This is a genomic window from Streptomyces mabaensis (assembly GCF_053763515.1).
Map to the genome: position 1 here is coordinate 265,341 of NZ_JBSOPZ010000004.1, position 18,854 is coordinate 284,194.

The 18,854-nt window shown below is 67.1% G+C and carries 12 protein-coding genes; all 12 read right to left on the reverse strand.

Translation table 11 applies throughout. The features are described from left to right. Positions 1-22: 22 nt before the first annotated feature. Positions 23-1,135 (reverse strand): hypothetical protein, encoded by a 1,113-nt coding sequence (locus ACWV17_RS05660; RefSeq protein ID WP_455358720.1) that lies wholly within the window; start codon positions 1,133-1,135, stop codon positions 23-25. Positions 1,136-1,155: 20 nt separating this feature from the next. Next, on the reverse strand, positions 1,156-3,717 hold the full coding sequence (locus tag ACWV17_RS05665) for a hypothetical protein (protein WP_455358721.1): 2,562 nt from the start codon (positions 3,715-3,717) through the stop codon (positions 1,156-1,158). A 135-nt stretch (positions 3,718-3,852) separates the two neighbouring features. Further along, complete coding sequence (locus ACWV17_RS05670) at positions 3,853-4,746, reverse strand: Dyp-type peroxidase (protein WP_455358747.1); 894 nt, start codon at positions 4,744-4,746, stop codon at positions 3,853-3,855. Between the two features lie 402 nt (positions 4,747-5,148). Beyond that, the gene (locus tag ACWV17_RS05675) at positions 5,149-5,613 is read right to left on the reverse strand and encodes an SUKH-3 domain-containing protein (RefSeq protein ID WP_455358722.1); all 465 of its coding nucleotides are present in this window, start codon (positions 5,611-5,613) and stop codon (positions 5,149-5,151) included. Beyond that, positions 5,606-13,369: an RHS repeat-associated core domain-containing protein gene (locus ACWV17_RS05680; RefSeq protein ID WP_455358723.1), complete on the reverse strand. Its 7,764-nt coding sequence runs from the start codon at positions 13,367-13,369 to the stop codon at positions 5,606-5,608. Before ACWV17_RS05680 ends, ACWV17_RS05675 begins: the two co-directional genes overlap by 8 nt. Before the next feature lie 586 nt (positions 13,370-13,955). Continuing rightward, positions 13,956-14,327, reverse strand: a complete 372-nt coding sequence (locus ACWV17_RS05685; protein ID WP_455358724.1) for a hypothetical protein — start codon at positions 14,325-14,327, stop codon at positions 13,956-13,958. 473 nt (positions 14,328-14,800) lie between these two features. Continuing rightward, a complete protein-coding gene (locus ACWV17_RS05690) occupies positions 14,801-15,130 on the reverse strand; it encodes a hypothetical protein (protein ID WP_455358725.1) in 330 nt (109 codons plus the stop codon). Between the two features lie 388 nt (positions 15,131-15,518). Continuing rightward, positions 15,519-16,289, reverse strand: coding sequence for a hypothetical protein (locus ACWV17_RS05695; protein ID WP_455358726.1), 771 nt, complete (start codon positions 16,287-16,289; stop codon positions 15,519-15,521). 107 nt (positions 16,290-16,396) lie between these two features. Continuing rightward, positions 16,397-17,245 carry a hypothetical protein gene (locus ACWV17_RS05700; RefSeq protein WP_455358727.1) on the reverse strand — a complete coding sequence of 283 codons (849 nt, stop codon included), beginning with the start codon at positions 17,243-17,245 and terminating at the stop codon, positions 16,397-16,399. Between the two features lie 72 nt (positions 17,246-17,317). Then, entirely contained in the window at positions 17,318-17,512 is a 195-nt protein-coding gene (locus tag ACWV17_RS05705; protein WP_455358728.1) for a hypothetical protein, read from the reverse strand. A 72-nt stretch (positions 17,513-17,584) separates the two neighbouring features. Continuing rightward, positions 17,585-18,079, reverse strand: coding sequence for a hypothetical protein (locus ACWV17_RS05710; RefSeq protein ID WP_455358729.1), 495 nt, complete (start codon positions 18,077-18,079; stop codon positions 17,585-17,587). Positions 18,080-18,117: 38 nt separating this feature from the next. After that, on the reverse strand, positions 18,118-18,840 hold the full coding sequence (locus tag ACWV17_RS05715) for an Imm52 family immunity protein (protein WP_455358730.1): 723 nt from the start codon (positions 18,838-18,840) through the stop codon (positions 18,118-18,120). Positions 18,841-18,854 lie beyond the last annotated feature (14 nt).

The window sequence follows — 18,854 nt, forward strand, 5'->3', positions numbered from 1 at the left end:
GTTCGGCTGGATGCGCGCCGCCCTACCTCAGGGCGTTCGTGGCCAGCATCCGGACCTCGGGCCGCAGCGACTCATCGGCCGCGAGGCGGGTCGAGACCTCGCGACTGCGCGGTTCCTCGTTCGTCAGCCGGAGCATCCCCACCGCCTCTTCCGCGGCGGCGTCGCGTTGCACATACAGCTCGGCGAGGTCCATCGCCCATGGCGTGATCTCATCCAGCCGCCCACGGCCATAGCGACCGACCCAGTCAAGGGCTTCTCCGGAGATCCACGCCCTGATCCGTACGATCCACCGCTCGACGAAGTCCTCGGAACCGGCGTCCAGACCCGCGTCCAGACCCACCAGCTCACACTCGCGCTGCAACTCAGCCATCCGCTCCCGGGTAACCAGGCGTGCGTAAGGCATCAGCTCATTCAGCACGATACGGATCTCAAGCCACTCCGGCCGCTCAAACGCGTCTTCGTCCCAGTCACCTTCCCACCGGGGCGGCGGCTCGGGCCACGTAAGCCGTTCGGCAGGCAGCAGCGCCTCGAGCACCGCCCGCGCGCGGTCGACGTTCTCCCGGGTCACGGGAACCGCGTCGTACCAGTTGAAGCCCAGCCCCCAGGCTTCAGGCATCTCCCTCACCACGGCAGGCAGCAGCGGCTCCTCGCCCTCCGCGGACTCCTCCGCGGAGGCACGGTAACCCGCACGGCGCAGCCGGATCAGATACTCACGCGCCCTGAGCCTCTGGTCCTCGGACACCGACTCGTCGCGCACCAGACGCATCAGGGCCTGTTCACCGGCCGGCGCGCCCAGCGCATACAGCAAGTGCACCGCCGTATCCGACGCCCCGAGGCCGGCCCGCGCACAGCGCTCCGCCAATCGGACCGCCTCGGCACGTACGGCGGCGGACTGCAGACCGCCCTTCTCCGCCTGCTCCTCCAGGGACCGCAGCAGCTCATGAGCAGCTGAGGACAACTGCTCCCGGCGCCGCTGCCCTGCGAACACCTCCCTCTGCTCATCCGTGAGCGGCAGATCCGACTCGTGCTCGGATCGCTCGTAGAGGTCATGCAGCTCATCCGTCCAGACGAACCGCGGCGGCGGCAGGGCGTCGAGCGCCGCTCCCAGGGCGTCCAGATCAGCACGCTCGCCCATGGTCGTGTTCCGATCGCTCGTCATGAAACGCCCAGGTACTCCATGGCCGTCTTCGGATCCTTCATCTTGCCGGTCATCCGGGCTTCGTACTTCTCCGTGTCGGACTTGGCGTTCCACGCGGCTTCCATCTTCTTGAGCTGCGACGGCGATACATCCTGGCCGGCGATGCGCACCCCGACGTCGTGCCTCGCCATCTCGGACGCCGGGTTGCCCGGCGGCCGCTCCTTCGGCTTCTTGGCCGCCTTGTCCGTCTTGTTCTGCGGCTTGTACTGGAACTGGTCGAAGACCTGGTGCCAGTTGTCGTTGGACTCGATCTCGTAGCGTGCCTGCCGGCCGGGGTTCTTCTTCTGCCAATCGCCGAGCCGCTCGACCTGCTTGGGGAAGGAGTACTGGGTGGTCGCCTGCCCCCTGTTCTTGACCTCCACCACATGGGTCTTGCCGTCCTTGCCCCGGTAGACGACATCGACTTCCGGAATCCCGGTGACATCGATCTCGCCGCCGTTTCCGTCGGGCAGCTTGGAACGGTTCTTCTTCTCGTCGCCCACGCCCGAGTAGACGATGCTGCCTTCCGCGGCTTCGTTCTTCGCAACCCGACGGGTGACATTGGCTTCGGCCATGTTCTCGGCCAGCTTGTCCTTGTTCGTCGAGTTCAGCGCGTTCTGCGCCAGCTGCTGACGGCTCAGCGGGTCGACGTTCTTCTGCTGCAGAAGGTCGGTGAGCTCGTCGATGGCGTCAGCGGCATCCTTCTTGCCGATCTCCTTCTTGTTCGGGTCCGGATCGTCCTTCGCCTTCTTCAGAAGGTTGTCCAGCAGGTCCGGCTGTACGTGGACGCGATCCTTCGTGGCTTCCTCCATGGCGAGGCGGAGCACGTCGGCGCGCGCGTCCAGTGCCTGCTGCTGCGCATCGCGTGCGTCGGCGGCGGCATCGTCGTCGCCGCACTTCTTTTCGGCCACCACGAAGGCGAGCACGCCCGGCGAAGCCGCCAGGTCACCGCGGCCTGAACCGGACACGCCGAGGCTGCCGCGCGGCGCCTGCTGCTCCCCGTACGGGATGCGCGGGCCCATCGCGATGGTGCAGCCGGCCTTCTCCGCCTTCTTACGGGCCTCGTCCGCGTGCTTCTGCGCCTCGTCGGCGTGCTTGATCGCCTCGTCGAGGTTGCCGTCCTCCGCCGCCTTGCGGGCGCGCTCGGCCGCGTCGCCGGCAGCCTCGGCGCCCTTGGGCTTCTTCGGCAGGTTCTTGAGGTTCTTGATCGACTTCGGGCTGAAAATGCCGACGACGTTCAGGACCGTGTTGCCAAGCCCCGCGCCCCAGTTCCCCTTGTCGAAGTTCTCCTTGTCGACGACGGTGTTGACCGCGAGATCGCTGACGAAGCTGAAGGGGGTACTGACGACCTCGAAGCCGGCCTCCAGCGGATTCCCGTCGTTCCACGCACCGGAGATCCGGTCGCCGCGTTCCGAGAACCAGTCCGAGGAGTAGTCCTTGAGGCCCACCAGGCCGGCTTTGACCTCGCCGACCGGGTCCTTGACGAAGTCCCTTGTGCCCTTGACGAAACTCTTCGCGGGCGCCACGAAGAAGCCGCGGAAGTGGTCACCGAAGGTCTTGTCGTTCCGCTCCTGGTCGTTCTGCCACTCGTCCAGCTCGGAGCCGAGATCGTCCATCGGCCCGGGCGCGAGCTGGACGGGCCCGTCCCCATAGCCGTCCTGGGTGGTGTAGTCGTCGTCGCCACCCGCCGCGGGCGAATCTCCGCCCTGCACTTCATCACCGGGGCCGCCGTCCGGGCTGTCACCACCGGCCGGAGCGTCCCCGCCGGCCGGAGCATCCCCGCCGGCCGGAGCATCCCCGCTCTCCCCGCCGTCCGGGTCTCCGGTGCCGCCTTCCGGCTCCGTACCGCCCTCCGGGTCTCCACCGGCCACCGGAGCCGTACCGTCGTCCGCGCCGTCGCAGTCACCGCCGCCCCCGATGGAGCAGATCGCCGAGCTGATTTTCGAAGTGATCTCCGTACCGATCCCGGACACCACCAGGCCCCCGATGACGGCCACCACGACCACGAGCAGGCCGATGTACTCCACGGCGGTCTGCCCCTCGTCCCGGGGCCGCCACCGCATCATGCGGGCGAGGCTGAACGGCCGTGGTTCCGACCGCTTGTCCAGCGGGAGGGCGAACCACTCCCTGGATGCCGGGCGGCACAGCAGCACGATCACTGCCACCGGCAGCAGCAGCTGTGTCAGGCCGCGCGCATCGCCGTACCGCAGGGATCCGATCGCCTGCAACCCGACGAGGGCCGCAGCCGCGATCAGTGCCCAGTTGATGTACCGGCCGCCGGACCAGGCCCGGCGGGCCAGAAACACTCCCAGGACGGCGGGCAGCGAGTCGTAGACCAGCAGCCCGAACAACTCGCCGCTGTAGTACGGCACCATGGCCAGCACCGTCAGGACGTAGAGGAGCGTCATGCCGAACTGCGCGTACAGCAGCACCTGCGCCGCCTGTACGGTCCGCGGCAGTTCCCGGCGGCCTTCCCCCGGTACCCACGGCGTCCAACTCGCCCCACCCGCAGCCGAGCTGCCCAGCGAACCCGTACTCACTTGTTCCCCCCACGTACCAGACCTGCCACGTACGCTAGTGCGAACCGGGTCCTATGGCATGGGCCCCAGGGCCCAAAGTTGATGTTCGTCGGACCCAACAGCCGGTCCCAGACGGAGCATTCTTGCTCGCTCGGCTCACTCCGAGAACATGGCCGCGATCCAGGTCCCGTCGGCCGGCGGTACGAAGAAGTACCCGCCACCGGTGGTGAGGAGGTATTTGGCCATGGCCTCGTGTTGCAGTCGCTTCTGCACGTCCTCGAAGCCTTGTTCCAAGTCCCGTTGGAAGCAGGAGAAGATGAGCCCGGTGTCGCCGTCGCCGCGGTCGTAGCTGTAGCTGCGCCGCACGATCGGCGGCGGATTGCGCCGGTCGGGAGCCGCCAGTCGCACGTGCGAATCCAGTGGTGTCAGCTTCCCCGTGGGGTCGGCCGTGAGGTTCGGCTTCTCACCGACAGGTGTGCCATCCAGCCACCGCCCGTCGCGGCGGCGCCCGACGATCCGCTCCTGTTCGTGCAGGGAGTCTCTGTCCCACAGCTCGGTCGCCAGCCGGACAATCCGCACCACCTGATAACTCCCGCCGACCGCCCACTCCGGCTCCCCCTGACCGGCCCGCACCAGCGCCCGGTTTGCGAGCTCCCGCTCACTGCCCGGATTGCCGAATCCCTCGGTGAAATGGAACGGATTTCGCGTCAGCCCGGCGCCACCCTCGACCCGGTTCTCGGACCGGAACCCGTCAATCTGCCACCGGATCCGCCACCCTGGAGCCGTCTTCACCACGTGCTCCCAGGCCGCCTGGACGACAGCCTCGGTCCGCCCCGCAATCTGAACCAGCACGTGACCATGCGACTGAGCGGGGTCCAGGACGTCCCCGGCGAACAGCGGCATGGTCTTCAACTGCCGTGGCACTTCGACGGCACGCGGCAATAAATCGGCTCCCAGACCGATCCAGACGCTCGCCCCAGAGCCTCGCGCCCTGTCCACACCCTTCAGCAGGCTACGGAGTTCTGCACTCTCGCGCGCTGAGCCGTCCATGAGATCCAAGGCAACCAAGCGAGCATGCGGCGCAGGTAAGACCCCGCGAATGCAGTCCGGGGCATTACTGGCGCCGCCCGCTCCCGTCAAGATCCCGGAGTGAGCCGCGACGTACCCCCCTCCACCGAGAACCACTGCCGCGGAGGACGCCCCCAGCAACGTACGCCGCCTGAGCATGACCACCCCAATCGCGTTCTGGAACTCTCGGACCCTCACGCCGACGCTTCGACCTCGGCGTCTCACCCGTAGGAACCTGCCAGGCCGCCTGCATCCGTGACAACGACCCTTGCTCGCCCGCAGGAGCCTCAGCGCGAGCCCGCCGGAATTCGAGCCTGCGGGATTCTGGCTGCAACCGTTCCGTCAAACTCGGTAAATCGTGCACGCTCGAGCCTAATCCGGCAATCAAGGTTTCGGATAGCAATCGTAGAGCACTTGTGGCGCGACGCCCAGAATGAGACTCTCCATCCCGTCGAGTCCGACACCAAACTGCCCCAGCCAATCGGCCACAAGGTAGATCGTCGCCGCTTCGTCGAGACCAAGGAAATACCGTCCCTGATCAAGCTCACCAATCGGGAACAGCCTCCGCCCGATCAATTCACCCCACTCGCCGAACCTGTCATCCTCGCCGAGTCCGAGTAGCGGATCAAATTCGAAGGATTCTCGCGCCCGTGAAATCCCGTCACCACCGTACTCGAAAGACAGACCACCGAATTCAGAGAGGAAGCCCTCGGCCGCCTCGTGCATGACGAATCCGGAGCCCTCTAGTCGGGCACGCCAGGCCGATGTATCAACGCACCGACCAGGCGACCAACCCGCGAGCCTTAGTGCCCGCTCCGCCTCTTCGGATAGCTCACTCACCCTAGCCACCTGTCAAGAAGTTGAGGTTGAAGTGCTCAGAAAGAGCCTTGCAGCTATTACACGGGCCTACCGGGAACCCATGCTTGGGATGTCCAACGTCGCCTCTGATCAAGACCGCTGCCGCATCGGCGCCTATTGGGCTCTCTCCACTAAAGAGTGCCTGTGAGAGGCATACAGCCATCCCGCATTGCCCATGGCCGACACCGCGTGCGCCAGGAGCGACCGTATTGAGGACTGCCTGAACGGCCGGGTGCATGCGAACCTTCGCCCCGCGAACACTGGCACTCGCTATGACCCGCCCACTCGACAGCTGAATCGCTTCCGCAACCGCCGGCCTTGACGCGGACGGGCGAATGGATGCTGACGCATCAGCGACTTGCTGAGCGCCCTTCAGGGCACCGCCACAGTTGTGAACCAGGACCGGCGTGGCACCCGCCAGCACATAGTACGTGTGGAGGTCGGCGACCGTGAGGTTGTAGACCGTCGTTGATTCCGTGCGCTGTTGTACTGCTGTGATCTGAACCCATGTGCCGGCGCTCGTCCGGAGCCACTGGGTGGGCTGGAGTTCGCCCGCGTCGACCCACTTACGGAGTGAAGGGACCCAGAACGGGTGGCCGTTGGTAGCGGTGAGCCTTTCTGTTGCGGTGGTCTCCGGGCCGCCGGGCTTGATGGTGATGTCGACGAGCTGCTTGTCGCCGCTGCCCTTGATGAGAGCGGTGACCTCGCGGGGGCCGCTCTCGCCGGTTTCCGGGTCGGCGGCGACGACCTTGTCACCTACGTTGACGTCCTTGATCGGCTTGCGTGTGCCGTCGGCCATCATCACCGGGGTGTCACCGGTGAAGCTGTTCGGCGACTTGCACATACCGCCTGCGCCCAACTTCGCGCCGATGCCTGCTCCGACCATTCCGAAGGCGCATCCCATGGCAGCGGCACTGCCGACCTGGCCCCAGTTGACCTTGCGACCGGAAAGGCGTTGGAAGCCCCAGTCAATGAGGCCGTCGGTGAGGCCTCCCGCCAGGCAGCCGGCGATCAACGGGCTGTTGCCCGAAGGGTCGGTGTAGGTCGTTGGGGACGACAGCGCGTACTGGTAGAGGTTGGGCCCGCCGGCGTGGCCGATGGGGTCCTGGCTGATGAAGCGGCCCGTGGCGGGGTCGTAGTAGCGGTTGCGGTAGTAGAGCAGGCCGGTTCCGTCGTCTTCCCGGCCCGTGAAGGTGTACGGGTTCGATGACGTGGCACCGCTGGCCGTGGCCCGGCCGTTGGGGTCGTACGCGTAGCGTGTGGCGATGGAGCCGTCCGCATCGGCGAGGCCGACGACGGTGCCCAGGGCATCGGTGAGGTAGATCTGGGTCTTGCCGGCCTCGGTGCGGGTGAGGAAGCGGTCCAGCCCCGAGGTCGTGACTGTGGCGGTGGTTTCGCCGAGTCCGTTCTGCTCGACGAGGGGGTTGGAGCCGTCCGTGAGGAACCTGTTGGCGGTGCCGCCGATGGTCTTGCCGCTGCGGCCGCCGAATGGGTCATAGGTGAAGGACGAGGGCCGGCCGGCTTCGGTGAGTCCGGTGAGCCGGCCCCGGGCGTTCCAGGTGTAGTCGCGGATGCCGTCGGTCTTGAGCCGGCCGTCGCTGTCGTAGGTGAAGGAGCGGCCGCCGAGTTGCGTGAGGCGGTTGTCCTTGTCGAAGGTGGCGCCGGATTCAGCCGCGGGCAGGGCGACGTTGGCGAGGCTGCCGGTCAGGCCGGTCTGCAGGCCGCGGATGTCGCGGCTGTAGGTGAGGTCGCCGACCGTGCCGGCACCGCGGGTGTAGGCGATCGATGTGAGCGTGCCGGTCTTGTCGTAGCCGGTGCTTCGGGTGAAGCCGCCAGGCAGGGTGGCGGTCTTCTCACGGCCGACCCGGTCGAGCCCGAACGTGACGGTGTCCGGGCCGGCGCTGACCGAGGTGAGGGTGGAGGACTTGTCGTAGCCGTAGGTGGTGGTGACTCCGGCCGCGGTCATTACCTTGCGGCGGTCCAGGTTGTCGTAGTCGTAACCGACCGTGCCGGTCGGGCCGGTGGTCGAGCGGATCCGGTCGAAGGCATCGTAGGTAAAGGCCTGGGTACCCGCCTGGGTGTCCGTGATCTTCGCCAGGAGGTCGACGCCGTCGTAGGCGTAGGTGGCCGTCGACTCGGCCTGGCCCAGGGTGTTGACGCCGTGCTTGGCGTTCTTCGGCCGCCCGAGCAGGTCGTACTCGGCGGTGGCCGCCTGCCCGGAGCGGCTGATGGCCTGCGTGATCCGGCCGGCCGCGTCGTACGCGAAGCTCGCCTGCGCACCGAGCGGGTCGGTCGCCGTCCTGGGCCGGTCGGCCTGGTCGTAAGCCCAGGTGGTGGTGTTGCTGCGGGCGTCGGTGAGTGTGGTGAGGTTGCCGTTGTCGTCGTAGTCGAAGCTGATCGACTGGCCCAGCGGGTCGAGGGTGCGCCTGGTCTGGTTGAGCTTGTCGTAGGCGATGGTGGTGACCGAACCGGCCGGGTCCGTCAGCACGGTCAGGCGACCCGCCGCGTCCCTGAACTGGCCGGAGGTGCGGCCCTCGGCGTCCCTTGCCGACGCCCGTTCGCCGTGCCGGTAGATGTACTCGCTGACCGCCCCGGAGGCGTCGCTGACCGTCTTGATCTGTCCGTCGGCGGTGTGGCTGAGCCTGGTGGTGCGGCCTTCCGGGTCGGTGACCGTGTGCAGGTTGCCGGACGGGTCGTAGCCGAAGGTGGTGCTGTTGCCCAGCGGGTCGGTCGCCTTGGTCGGCTGGTCGAAGGGGCCGTCGTATGTGACCGTGCCCGAGCTGCGGGCGTTCGCGGTGCCCGCGAGCTCCTGGGTGGAGGTGATGTTCCCGTTGGTGTCGTAAGTCAGCTCGGTCCGCCGGCCGTACGGGTCCGTGACCGCATCGATGCGGTGGTAGGCACCTCGCTGGTAGATGGTCTTGCGGGCCAGCGGTGATCCATAGGCCTGGGTGTCGGAGACGCCATAGCCGCCGGCATCGAACTCGACTCGCCGCACCGCACCGCCGGGCTCGGTCACCTCCGAGGCAGTGATCTTTCCCGCGCCGTTCTTCGTGTAGCCGAAGGTGTACTTGGCGCCTTCGGTGAGGATCTGTTCCCTGACCCGCCCGTCCGTGTCGAACGTGTTGGTCATGTAGGTGATGCCGCGGGCGTCGACGGCGGTCTTGATGCGGTGGGTGGTGCCGTCGTACGTATAGCGGCTGACCTTGCCCGCCGGGTCGGTCACCGTCTCCAGACGGCCTGCACTGTCGTAGGTGTAGGTCGTGGTGCGGCCGGTGTTGTCGCGTGCTTCACGCACCCGGTGCTGGGCGTCGTAGGCCAGGCTGATCCAGCGGCCACCGGGCGTGGTGATGCGGGTGATCTCGCCCTTCTTGCCGTTCAGCCGGGTCAGCCTGACCGTGTTGCCGTGCCGGTCGCGGATCTCCTTCAGCGCCGCGTACTGCGGGAAGATCCAGACCGTGCCGTCACGGAAGCGCAGCTCCCACTCGCCGTCTCCGTTGACGATCTTCGACCCATGGAACTCGGAAGGTGTGTCGAGGGGTTCGAAGACCGCATCGTTGAAGCTGGTCCCCGGTGACGTCCGTACGTAGTGGAGCTTCGCGCCGCCCGGCAGGTACAGGTCGACTTCCTTGTACTGCTGCTTCGAGTGCAGGAACGCGTTGTACGAGAGATCACGCCCGATGCCGAAGGCCCTCGTGCGGGTGTCGCCCTGCCAGTACGTACGGGTGACCTCGGCCGATCCGCGTGCATCAGCGACAGCCAGGTCGGTGCGCGAGTCGGTGAGCAGGCCGGTGCCCAGCTCGACCGGGTCGCCGGAGAGCCAGTCGAGGGTGTCCTTCAGCCACGGCACGTCCCAGGGCACGAGATCGGAGACGTTGAACATCGCCCCGTGGAAGGCCCACACGCGGGTCTTCGCGTCCGGGACAACCTGGCGGCCATCGGCGGACACCTTGCCGTAGCCGTAGACGTACCAGCCCTTCTTCTTCGGGTCGTAGTCCATGAACTCGACCCGGGTGCCAGGGGCTTCGCGGGTGTAGTTGGGGTAGATGACCTGCGCGCCCTTGGGGAACACGTAGGTGCCGCCGGGCTGCACGGTGAAGTAGACGGGCACCACGCTGTTCTTCGGCAGCGGGAAAGGTGGCCGGTCGATCGGAATCGCCGTGATCCCCAGCTCTGTGACGGGCTTTCCCTGCTCGTCACGAACCACGGAGCCCTTGGGAATACGTACCTCGAGGCCCGGGATCTTCGGGGTCTTCAGCACCACCTCGGTCTTCGCGGGGGCGGCGAACCTCACGGTGTGCTTGGTGTCCAGCGGGGTCATCCACACCGGGAATCCGACGTCCACCGATGTGCCGGCCTTCGGCGTGATGCGGATGTCGAACCGGCCGTACTGCCGCTGCTTGCTGTTCGCACTCGCGCCGTCCACCACCAGGGTGGTGGCGTCCGCGCTGATTCCGGGGAGCAGGAACCGGCCCTGGGCATCCGTGCGTGCCGACTTCTTCCCGGCCCGGACGGTGACCTTGGGCAGGGGTTTTCCGTCGAGTTTCAGTACGCGCCCGGTCAGCGCAGTCGTTCCCGGCGGAGCCCGCAACTGGGCGGGGGCCTTCGGGGCACGGCCGCGGGCCGTGATCCAGTCCTGGCCGGACAGGTTGACCTTCCCCGGCTGCCACGCATCCGCACCCGAGGGCACCAGGCCGGCCGGAGCTTTGGCTGCCGGCGCATTCTCCGTGGTCTGCGGATGCGGGCTGCTGGCTGTGGCCGCAGCGGCGGCCGTGGTCGCAGCGGCGGCCGTGGCCGATACGCCCAGCGTGTACGTGCCTGTCCTGCGGGACTGCGGGTTCACCACCAATGTGTAGACACCGGCGGCAGGAAGGACGGGAAGAACGTCGGCCAGTTTGGCGGAGGTCATGTACCGCGAGTCGACGAGCCACTTGCCGTCCGGTCCGAAGACGGAGAGCGACCAGTCGTACGGCGGTGTCTTCAGCCCGACCGTCAGCTTCTGGCCCTTGGTACCGGTGAAGGTGTAGTGGGCGTTCTGTCCGGCGGTGATGATGGTGGCGGCCCGCTGAGCGCCTCCCACCTCAAGGTTTCCACCGTCGATGTCCGGCACGAGGGACGCGTTGGTGCGTCCGGTGGTCGCGTCCATGGGCCGTATGGAGAGGCGGTGCGAGCCCGCGGCAAGCGGGGCCCTCAAGTCGGCGTCCAAAGCCTGGCTGCTCAGGGTGTCGATCTGCTCCTCGCCCGCGGCGCCGGGTGCGCGGTGGAAGAGACGCGACAGACCGGCCAGCGTGGTGCCCGTGAAGTCGACAGCGACTCCGTCGCCCGCCGACACGTTGACGGTGAACTCCAGTTGCTGACCGGGACGGGTGATCTGACCTTGTGCTGTCGGTGCGCTCACCGACAACGCCCCTGCCAGGACCGGCTTCGACAGCCACAGCGTCATGCCGCCGGTCGCTGCTTTGTCGGGCTCGAACAGCAGTGTGTAGGTGGCGCCCGGCGTCAGTCCGTTCAGGTACTTCGCCTCTGCCGAGTTTTTGGACACGTTTCCGACGTAGGTGCCCACCCCGCCGCCCGGACCGACCAGGCGGATGTCCGTGGCCTGCGGCACGGTGTTCGCGGTCACCGCGACGCCGAGTGACACGGTGTCCGCAGCAGTGAAGCGGGCCCGCACCCGCTGTCCGGCCCGCCCCACAGAGACCGGTACTTCGGCGCCGTCGGCGGATACCGGTGCAAGCACATCGGCGGACAGCGTCAGTGCCAGCGTCCCTGTCTTCCCCTCGTTCGGGTCCACGATCACCAGGTAGGAGCCGGTCTCCCCCAGATCGGGCAAGCCGATCGTGCCGGCGGCGCCGGCGGAAACGTACCTCTCGTCCACGACCTTCGCGCCGGAGGGCGCGATGACGCTCACGTGGACCGTCGAGCTGAACGTGTTGCCGGTGAGGCCCAGAGAGAGGAAGTTCCCGGCCGCGGCCCGGAAGGACCATTCCGCGTTCTGGCCCGAACGGCTGACAGCAGCCGTGCCGGAGGGCCCTGTCGTGGACAGTTGGACACCAGCTACGGGACGGGACAGCGTCAGAGCGAGTGTGCCGGTGCCCAGTTCATTCGGCTCGACGACGATCGTGTACGTCCCCGGTTCCGGCAGTGGCTCGCTGTCCCAGTCCTCGGGAGCGCGGTCCGACATGGTGAAGTAGTCCAGCCGGGTCCCGTTCGGACGGCGGATCTCCACTTCGGTGGACGTGCCCAGCCCCGTGCTCGCCGCGCCGAGCGACACCCGCTGTCCTGCCTCGGCCGAGAACCGCGCGATGCCGTTCTGCCCCGGTCGGGTGATCGCCAACTCCACTGCGGGGCCTGCCGGATCGAGGGTTCCTGCATCCGCATAGCGCGATCCGGTGACTTTGAGCGCGCCTGTGCCGCCGTTTTCGGGGTCAATGATCACCGTGTACTGGCCCGACGCCGGCAGCGCGTCGACGTCCAGGGATCCCTTGCGCTTGGCGGACACGAAGACGTTGTCCACCTCATCGCCGCCAGGGCCGTACAGCCGTGCGTACGTCGCCTTGGTCATGCCCGCGGTATCGACGCCCAGACTCAGCGACTGCCCCTGCACCCCGGGGAAGGTCAACTGCGCGTCCTGACCGGCACGCGTCAGCTGCACCTCAGCGGTCGGTCCGGCGAGATCCAGCACACTCGTCCGCGGGTGCGACAGAGTCACCGTCACCGCGCCGATGTTGTTCGGCCCGGGGTCGATGATCAGCGAGTACCGCCCAGCGAGCGGCAGATCGCGTATCTCCCAGTCCGCCTCGGCACCGGAGAACGAACGCCCTGTGCCGACCTGCACGCCCTGCGGATCGTAGAGCTTCGCCGTCACGGACTGGTTGAACGTTTTCCCGGTGAACCCGAGCCCGACGTCCTCACCCTGCTCGGCGTCGAACAGCACCTGCGCCCGGTTGCCCGGAGTGGTGACCGACAGCGTCGGCGGAGTCTCATCTGTTGCGGACGTAGTGGCGGAGGACTCGATCTCACCGGCTCCACCGGACTGCACGCGGAACTGAGCGGCAGCGGCGGCCAGTCCGTCGGGGGTCTCCACTTCAACCGGCCCGGTGACCGCTCCCGCGGGCACCTTCACCGTCAGAGCCGTATCGGTACGCCCGACCACCTCGGCCACGATCCCGCCGCCGAACCGCACCACGTTGTCCGTGGCCGCCGCCGCGAAGCCTGATCCCGTGGCCTTCACCTCTGTACCGGCCTGGCCGGAACCCGGCTCGATCTTCGAGATCGACGGTCCGGACGAGGCGGGCGTGAACGCCTCGAGCGACTCAACGCTCTTCCCGCCCACGACGACCGAGACCTTGCCATGCGCGGCACCGGCCGGAACTGTCACCACCAAACGTGTCGGGGAGGCCGAGACCACTTCGCCTGCCACGCCGCCGAACGACACCGCGTTGGACGCCGCCGTGGCCGAGAATCCGGTACCCGACAGCGTCACCTTCGCACCGGCCGCCGCCCGCACCGGGACAACCGACAACACGGACAGTTCACTCGACGCGAACCGGTCGACGCCTAATCGGTTGCCCGCCGCGTCGAAGCGATACCGGGCAGTCTCCCCGGCCGGATCCGTCACGCCCACCAGGCGGCCCACCGCGTCATACGCATAGACCGCGTTGCTGGTCGTCGGCTCACCCGCGGCGGCAGCCTTGGAGGACCTGCCCGTCGGCTTCGGTGGGACAGGCGACGCCGGTTTCACACTGGGCACCGGGGAAGCCGGCGGCGACGGGGTCGCGCCGCCCGACGCGGAGGTCGACGGCGAGGGTGGCGGTGAAGCTGCCTCCGCGGACACTGTGCCGGCGGCCAAGGCCAGCACGAGCGTGCCGACCGCCAACGACCGCCAACGTGCCGAGAGTCGTACCCCGAACCGCTCACCGTGCATGCGCACTGCGCCCTCCCCAGAGCATCTCCCATGAGCCGCTCAGGACTCACGAGACCCCGCACTCCCCATGCGTGGCGTCAGACAGTACATACAGTCGGTCACATGTGCGGAGAACGCATGTGCGTTCCGGCCAACTCTGCGATGGCACTCCATCACCCCCGGCAACACACAGCAGACGTGGCCGCGCAGCCGAAAGGCCCGCGACACCGGCCGGCGCAACCTGCCCCAGCACCACGCGGCGAGGAATCAGATCTGGCTCGAGATCGTCTCCATCGCGTCCATCGCGCTCGACTGGAGAGGCCGACCCGCCTCGATGTGGAATGTCACTCCACGGGCGTTACCTCATCCATGGACTGCCGCACCACTCGGCCTCTCCGCGGCCATCTGTACGCTCAGCGCTGACAGGCTTGACTCAGAACGCAGCCTCAGCCATCGCTACAACTTCTTCCTCGGTGGTGTCCAATCGGACCTCTTCATCGAAGCTGTAAGCATCGTCACAGAAGATGACCTCTTCATTCTCCGGCACGAGCTTTCGGTACCAGACAACAAATGGGGCAGCGAGATCGAGCGGCCCTACGAGGTAGATGCACTGGCCGTTGACGTTGGAGTAACCCTCAATCTCTCTTCCACCAACCACCAGATGCCACTCGACGTCGCGCACCTCAGAGTCGACGGGTTCCGACACCTGAACGTCGGCATCCGGCCAATCCCGCCCAAGCGCCGCGGCCAGCAAGTGCCGTGCCAGTCTCCACACTTCGCTGTCGAACGCCACGAGGTACTTCATTCTCAACTCACTTCCTCACCACAACACGTCCAGGAATGCCCATGCACAAGGGGGTAGAGGGAGGGGCAGTGGGCTGACCGGGGGAGGACGTCGCTCGGAAGGGGCAACGTACGCAGCACGGCGCCATGCCCAAATCGTCCACGGTAGATCGACCCGGATATAGCGGCCCTCGTCATCTCCACCGACCAGCCGACCGACCGTTCGCATCCTCACCATGACTCGGCTCTCTTGGGTTTCCGCGTGCGTCGCATGCGGCTTGTCGCCCATACCGGAACGTCACCGCCGGAGCCCCCCACTGCCGCAGCCGAACATCTCATGCAGGTGCACGTCATGCTCATCTGGGCGACAGCCACGTCCGTCAGGCCAAAGGTGGGGATCGATTCCCGGCGAGCCCGGAAGCGGGGGTCTCTGCATAACGACCTCAGCGGCAAGCGCAGCTCGCTACCCGGACGTGTTTGGCGAATCGATCAACATCAGTCACCCTCGAGGCTGATCTCCAGGGTCGGGTCATCCAAACACCGCCGCGCCAGGTGGCAGATGCTTTCAAGTAGAGACTTGTGCGACGCCACAGTCACACTCTCTCGCAGAGACTCGAGTTCGGAAATGAACTGAGCCATATCTTCCGCCGTCAGAGCGAGCGTCCCGTACGGATCAACCCTGCCGAGCATGGGCTTTTGACTCTTTTCGCAAAGTCGAGCGAATGTATCTGCACCATCTAGAACAACATCGACCTGCTGCCTCTGACGCCGCTTTGGACTCGTGCCAGGCTGATGCGCCTGCATCAGGACGACATCAACACCCATATCTCTCTCCCCAATTGCGTGACACGCACTAGCGCGTCACCCTTTCCGCATATACAGCGTTACGCTAGGGCGCTTCCGAAGGAAATGTCGCGGCATCGGCGCACGGCCGCCGTATCCGACCTACGCCCCCGCGCCCACCCACCCCTGAAACCCCACCCATGCCAGACATGCTCACGACACTAGTGCGGCAGTTTGCTGGCTCACATGGGCCCACGGGCCCAAAAGCGGGTCCAAAGACCCCGCACTACTGTCGGATCTCGTACTCCGCGCCATAGAGCATCGCGTTGACCGAGCACTCCGCGGCCAGTCTCACTGCGCGACCAGCATGGTCAATCTCCACGCGCGCGCCAGGCTGTGGCAGCGGGAGATCTCGCCGCCCGGCCTTGCCTCAACCATGGGCGGGAGTGTGCCAGCCGATCAGCTCGTCCAACACGTCCCGGAAGATCCTGCGACGGGGCCGGTCCCCTTCCTCGCTGTGGACGTCCGCCCGCAGCTCCTTGAGACGATCGAGTGGTGTGCCATCACCGTCTTCGATCGCCTCGAACACGACGTCATCGGTGAGGGCGAAGTACCGCGCGAGCCAAGCGCCGAGTTCGGGATCTTCGGGGAAATCCGGGTGCCCCGTCCAGGAGTTGCCGAGATGTCTGGCGGGATGCTCCAGAAGCCAACCCGCGTACTGCCCATCGGCGATGAGTACGTCGAGGTCCTGCGCGATCCGCAGCCGCGAACGGACGGCTGCGTTCCCCGAATAGCCCTCATCGGTCAGACAGACCAGCACCGAGCCGGAACCCTCACACCACCGCACGGACCCGGGCGGCAGGTCAAAGTTGCTGCCCGGGACAACTGCCGGCCGCCCCTCGACACGACCGGCCCCCAGCCATGAACCCAGATCAGCGCGGCCCGGAGCAAGGCTCCCCGGAATCTGAAACCAGGCGCTCGCCAGCTCACCAGTGTCCAAGGAGAACCGCAGTTCATCGCTGGCGTCGTAGACCCACGTCCCGGCGCCACTCGTCTCCAGAAGGTGCCCCTCATGGTCGTCCGCGCTCCGATAGGGCCCCGAGATGACCAGCAGGTCACTAAGGCTCAGTCGTACGGAGCAGGGCATTGGATCACCAGGCACCACGCGCACCGGCATCTCACCGAACAGGATGTCTTCCACGTCTGCCTCACACATCCAGGTCAGAACGCTGGCCCAGGCTCGCGTTCCGTTCGCTCGTCACGAGAACCTCAGGTACTCCATCGCCGACGTCGGATGCAGGGAGACGGCTATTCCCAGCCCCAGGGAATGCGGCGCGGTGTGCGGTGTCGCCACCAGGCGCCGCCGTTTCCCGGCTCGGCGCCCCCGCCGGGCACGGTGTGGTCTCTGAAGAGAACATCCAGCCGACTCAAGGCTGTGTGGAACGCTGCTGCGTACTCGGTCGGGATCTGTCTCCGGATCCGTTCCAACTCGTCCCGCACTTCAAGGTCCTGCTCGTACAGATCGGCCCGGTAGCGCCCAGAAGGCTCCCAGTCCGCCTCCAGCCGCCGCACCAGCCGCTCCCACAGCAACAGATCCACCTGCGTGCGAGCCTGATCACTGCCGGGCTCACCTTCGAACGTGGCCGCCCTGAACGCGTCAGTCACCGGCGTGCCGATGCGCTCCTCCCAAAGGATCTCCTCGAGCACCATCACCTGCGCCCCCGGGAGATCCGGTACCGGTGCCTCGACCGCACTCACGGTGTACGACGGCTCGTCGTTGTCTGAGGCCTCGAGACGAGCCCGGGTCACCAACCCGTCAGGCGTTACGGCCCAGTACGCACTATGGGGGTGCGACTCCGCCGGATACAAGACCGTCGTCCCGGCGTACACCGCCAGGCGCCTGGACAACTCTGGTTCGTCCGGCTGCACAGGCACCCGATCCGCGATGTAGATGTCGAGCATCACTGCCAAATCCCCGCCGGGAGGAAGGTGGTAGCCGCAGAGCACGGCCGCGTCCCAGTTCCGTCCCTCCTGATCGCCGTTCACATCGGCCACATCGACATCTGCCGGCTCCACACCGACGATCGCCGCGAGGGCTGCCACCAACTCGGACGGCGCCAGCTCGGCGACGGTGAACACATTGGCCATCACCAGCACTACCTCCGTCCTGGACCTGACAACAACCGGACCCTCAAAGGATGGCGTAGGCCTTGAAGCGCCGACCCTGGGTCAGTCCGCCAGCCACTCGACCGTATAGGCCAGGGCGTCATGCAACACCTGACGCCGCTCGTGCGGATCGTGCTCCAGGTCGATCCTGTCGAGGAGGCCACGCAACGCGTCCAGCGTTTCCGTATCGTCGCCCAGCTCGATGTCAGCGAGCACACTCTCCCTGGTGAGCGCAAAGAACTCAGCGAGCCAGCCCATCAGTTCAGGATCTCTCTCCCTGACGCCGGGGTGGTCCGGCCGGCCCTCCGAGTGGCAGGTCCTGCGCACCGCTTACGGCTGGTCCTCCAGTTCGGTGATCGGCCGGTCGCTGACGACGGCGACCATGACGAGCGGGGCGTCACCATCACTGTGGCCAACGGAGACTCCGATCCACCGGCCGTCGCCTTCCTCGCCACCCACCGGCACCGGCCCCCACACCGTCAGATCCCCGTACGAGTCGTTGTCGCACAGCGCCTGGAACAGCGCCGGCATGGGCTGACCCGCCTGCTTCCGAAAGAGCGGCACATGCATGGCCACCCGCCGATGCGAGCCCCACCGGCGGTGCAACTCTTGTACGAGGTCGGCCAGGTACCCCTCGGCTGCCTCCAGCGCCTCGCTCCACTCGGGATCCCGGAGACCCACGAGGCTCCTGCCCTCCCAGAGCGGGACGATGAGAAAACCCTCACCCCTGGTCACGGTCCACCCCTCCGTGACCGCCTCCTCCTCGCTGACCGTCGACCCGGCCACCGGAACGGGCTCAGACAGCAGCGCCTCGATGTGGGACACGGCCCGGTCGGTATCGAATGCCTCACCCGCCTGGGCGGTCACAGCGCGGCCCGGCCCATCGGGCGGGGCAGCGGTTCCAGCGCGCCGACGTCCCGCAGCTGCTCGTTGGCGCGGACCACGCCGTCCACGTCGCCACGCGGTGCGATCTCCAGGAGGATGCCGCCGCTGCGCACCTCCTTGCGGGCAGCCTTCACGTCGGCCGGCACCCGGGCCGCGCGACCCGCCGAGAGGTAGCCGACCCAACCGACGGCAGGCTCATCGGGGCCGAAACCGGCATCGTCCTCCAGGGCGTCGAGCATGTCGTCGTCGGTCACATCGCCGAAGTCGGGCTCCCAAGCCTCGGCGACAAGTGAGAGGAGTGCGACGTCGGGGATCTCGGCACCGTCGGGCGAGTCGATGCCGATCACCATGGCCTGAAGCAGGAACTCCGAGGCCCCGCCCGCCCGGCTGCTGATGTCGATCTTCCAGCGCTGTTCGTCCCCGCTGACGAGCCCCAATCCGTAGCCGGTACGGTCCGACCACCCGTCGGCCGCCCGCTCCACGCGCAGGGCGGCGAGGAGGGACGCCTCGTCAGGCCGGAAGTCAGTGGCGGGTCCGGACGTGTGGACGTGCCGCCACGTCCACACCTGGCCCGCCCCGGACCCGGAACCCGCCGCCGGGAGAAGCTCGGCAAGCCGGTCCAGGGTCAGCTTCCAGCGTCCGGCCAGCGCCTCGGCCGACTCCTCCCGCGGTCCCCAGAAACCCCTCACCACACGTCGCATCCTGCCTCCGTAGC

Excerpts from the sequence above, each read along its gene's own strand:
- ACWV17_RS05715 (WP_455358730.1), bottom strand. The coding sequence starts at position 18,840 with ATGCGACGTGTGGTGAGGGGTTTCTGGGGACCGCGGGAGGAGTCGGCC.
- ACWV17_RS05685 (WP_455358724.1), bottom strand. The coding sequence starts at position 14,327 with ATGAAGTACCTCGTGGCGTTCGACAGCGAAGTGTGGAGACTGGCACGG.
- ACWV17_RS05705 (WP_455358728.1), bottom strand. The coding sequence starts at position 17,512 with ATGGGCTGGCTCGCTGAGTTCTTTGCGCTCACCAGGGAGAGTGTGCTC.
- ACWV17_RS05660 (WP_455358720.1), bottom strand. The coding sequence starts at position 1,135 with ATGGGCGAGCGTGCTGATCTGGACGCCCTGGGAGCGGCGCTCGACGCC.
- ACWV17_RS05670 (WP_455358747.1), bottom strand. The coding sequence starts at position 4,746 with ATGGACGGCTCAGCGCGCGAGAGTGCAGAACTCCGTAGCCTGCTGAAG.
- ACWV17_RS05690 (WP_455358725.1), bottom strand. The coding sequence starts at position 15,130 with ATGGGTGTTGATGTCGTCCTGATGCAGGCGCATCAGCCTGGCACGAGT.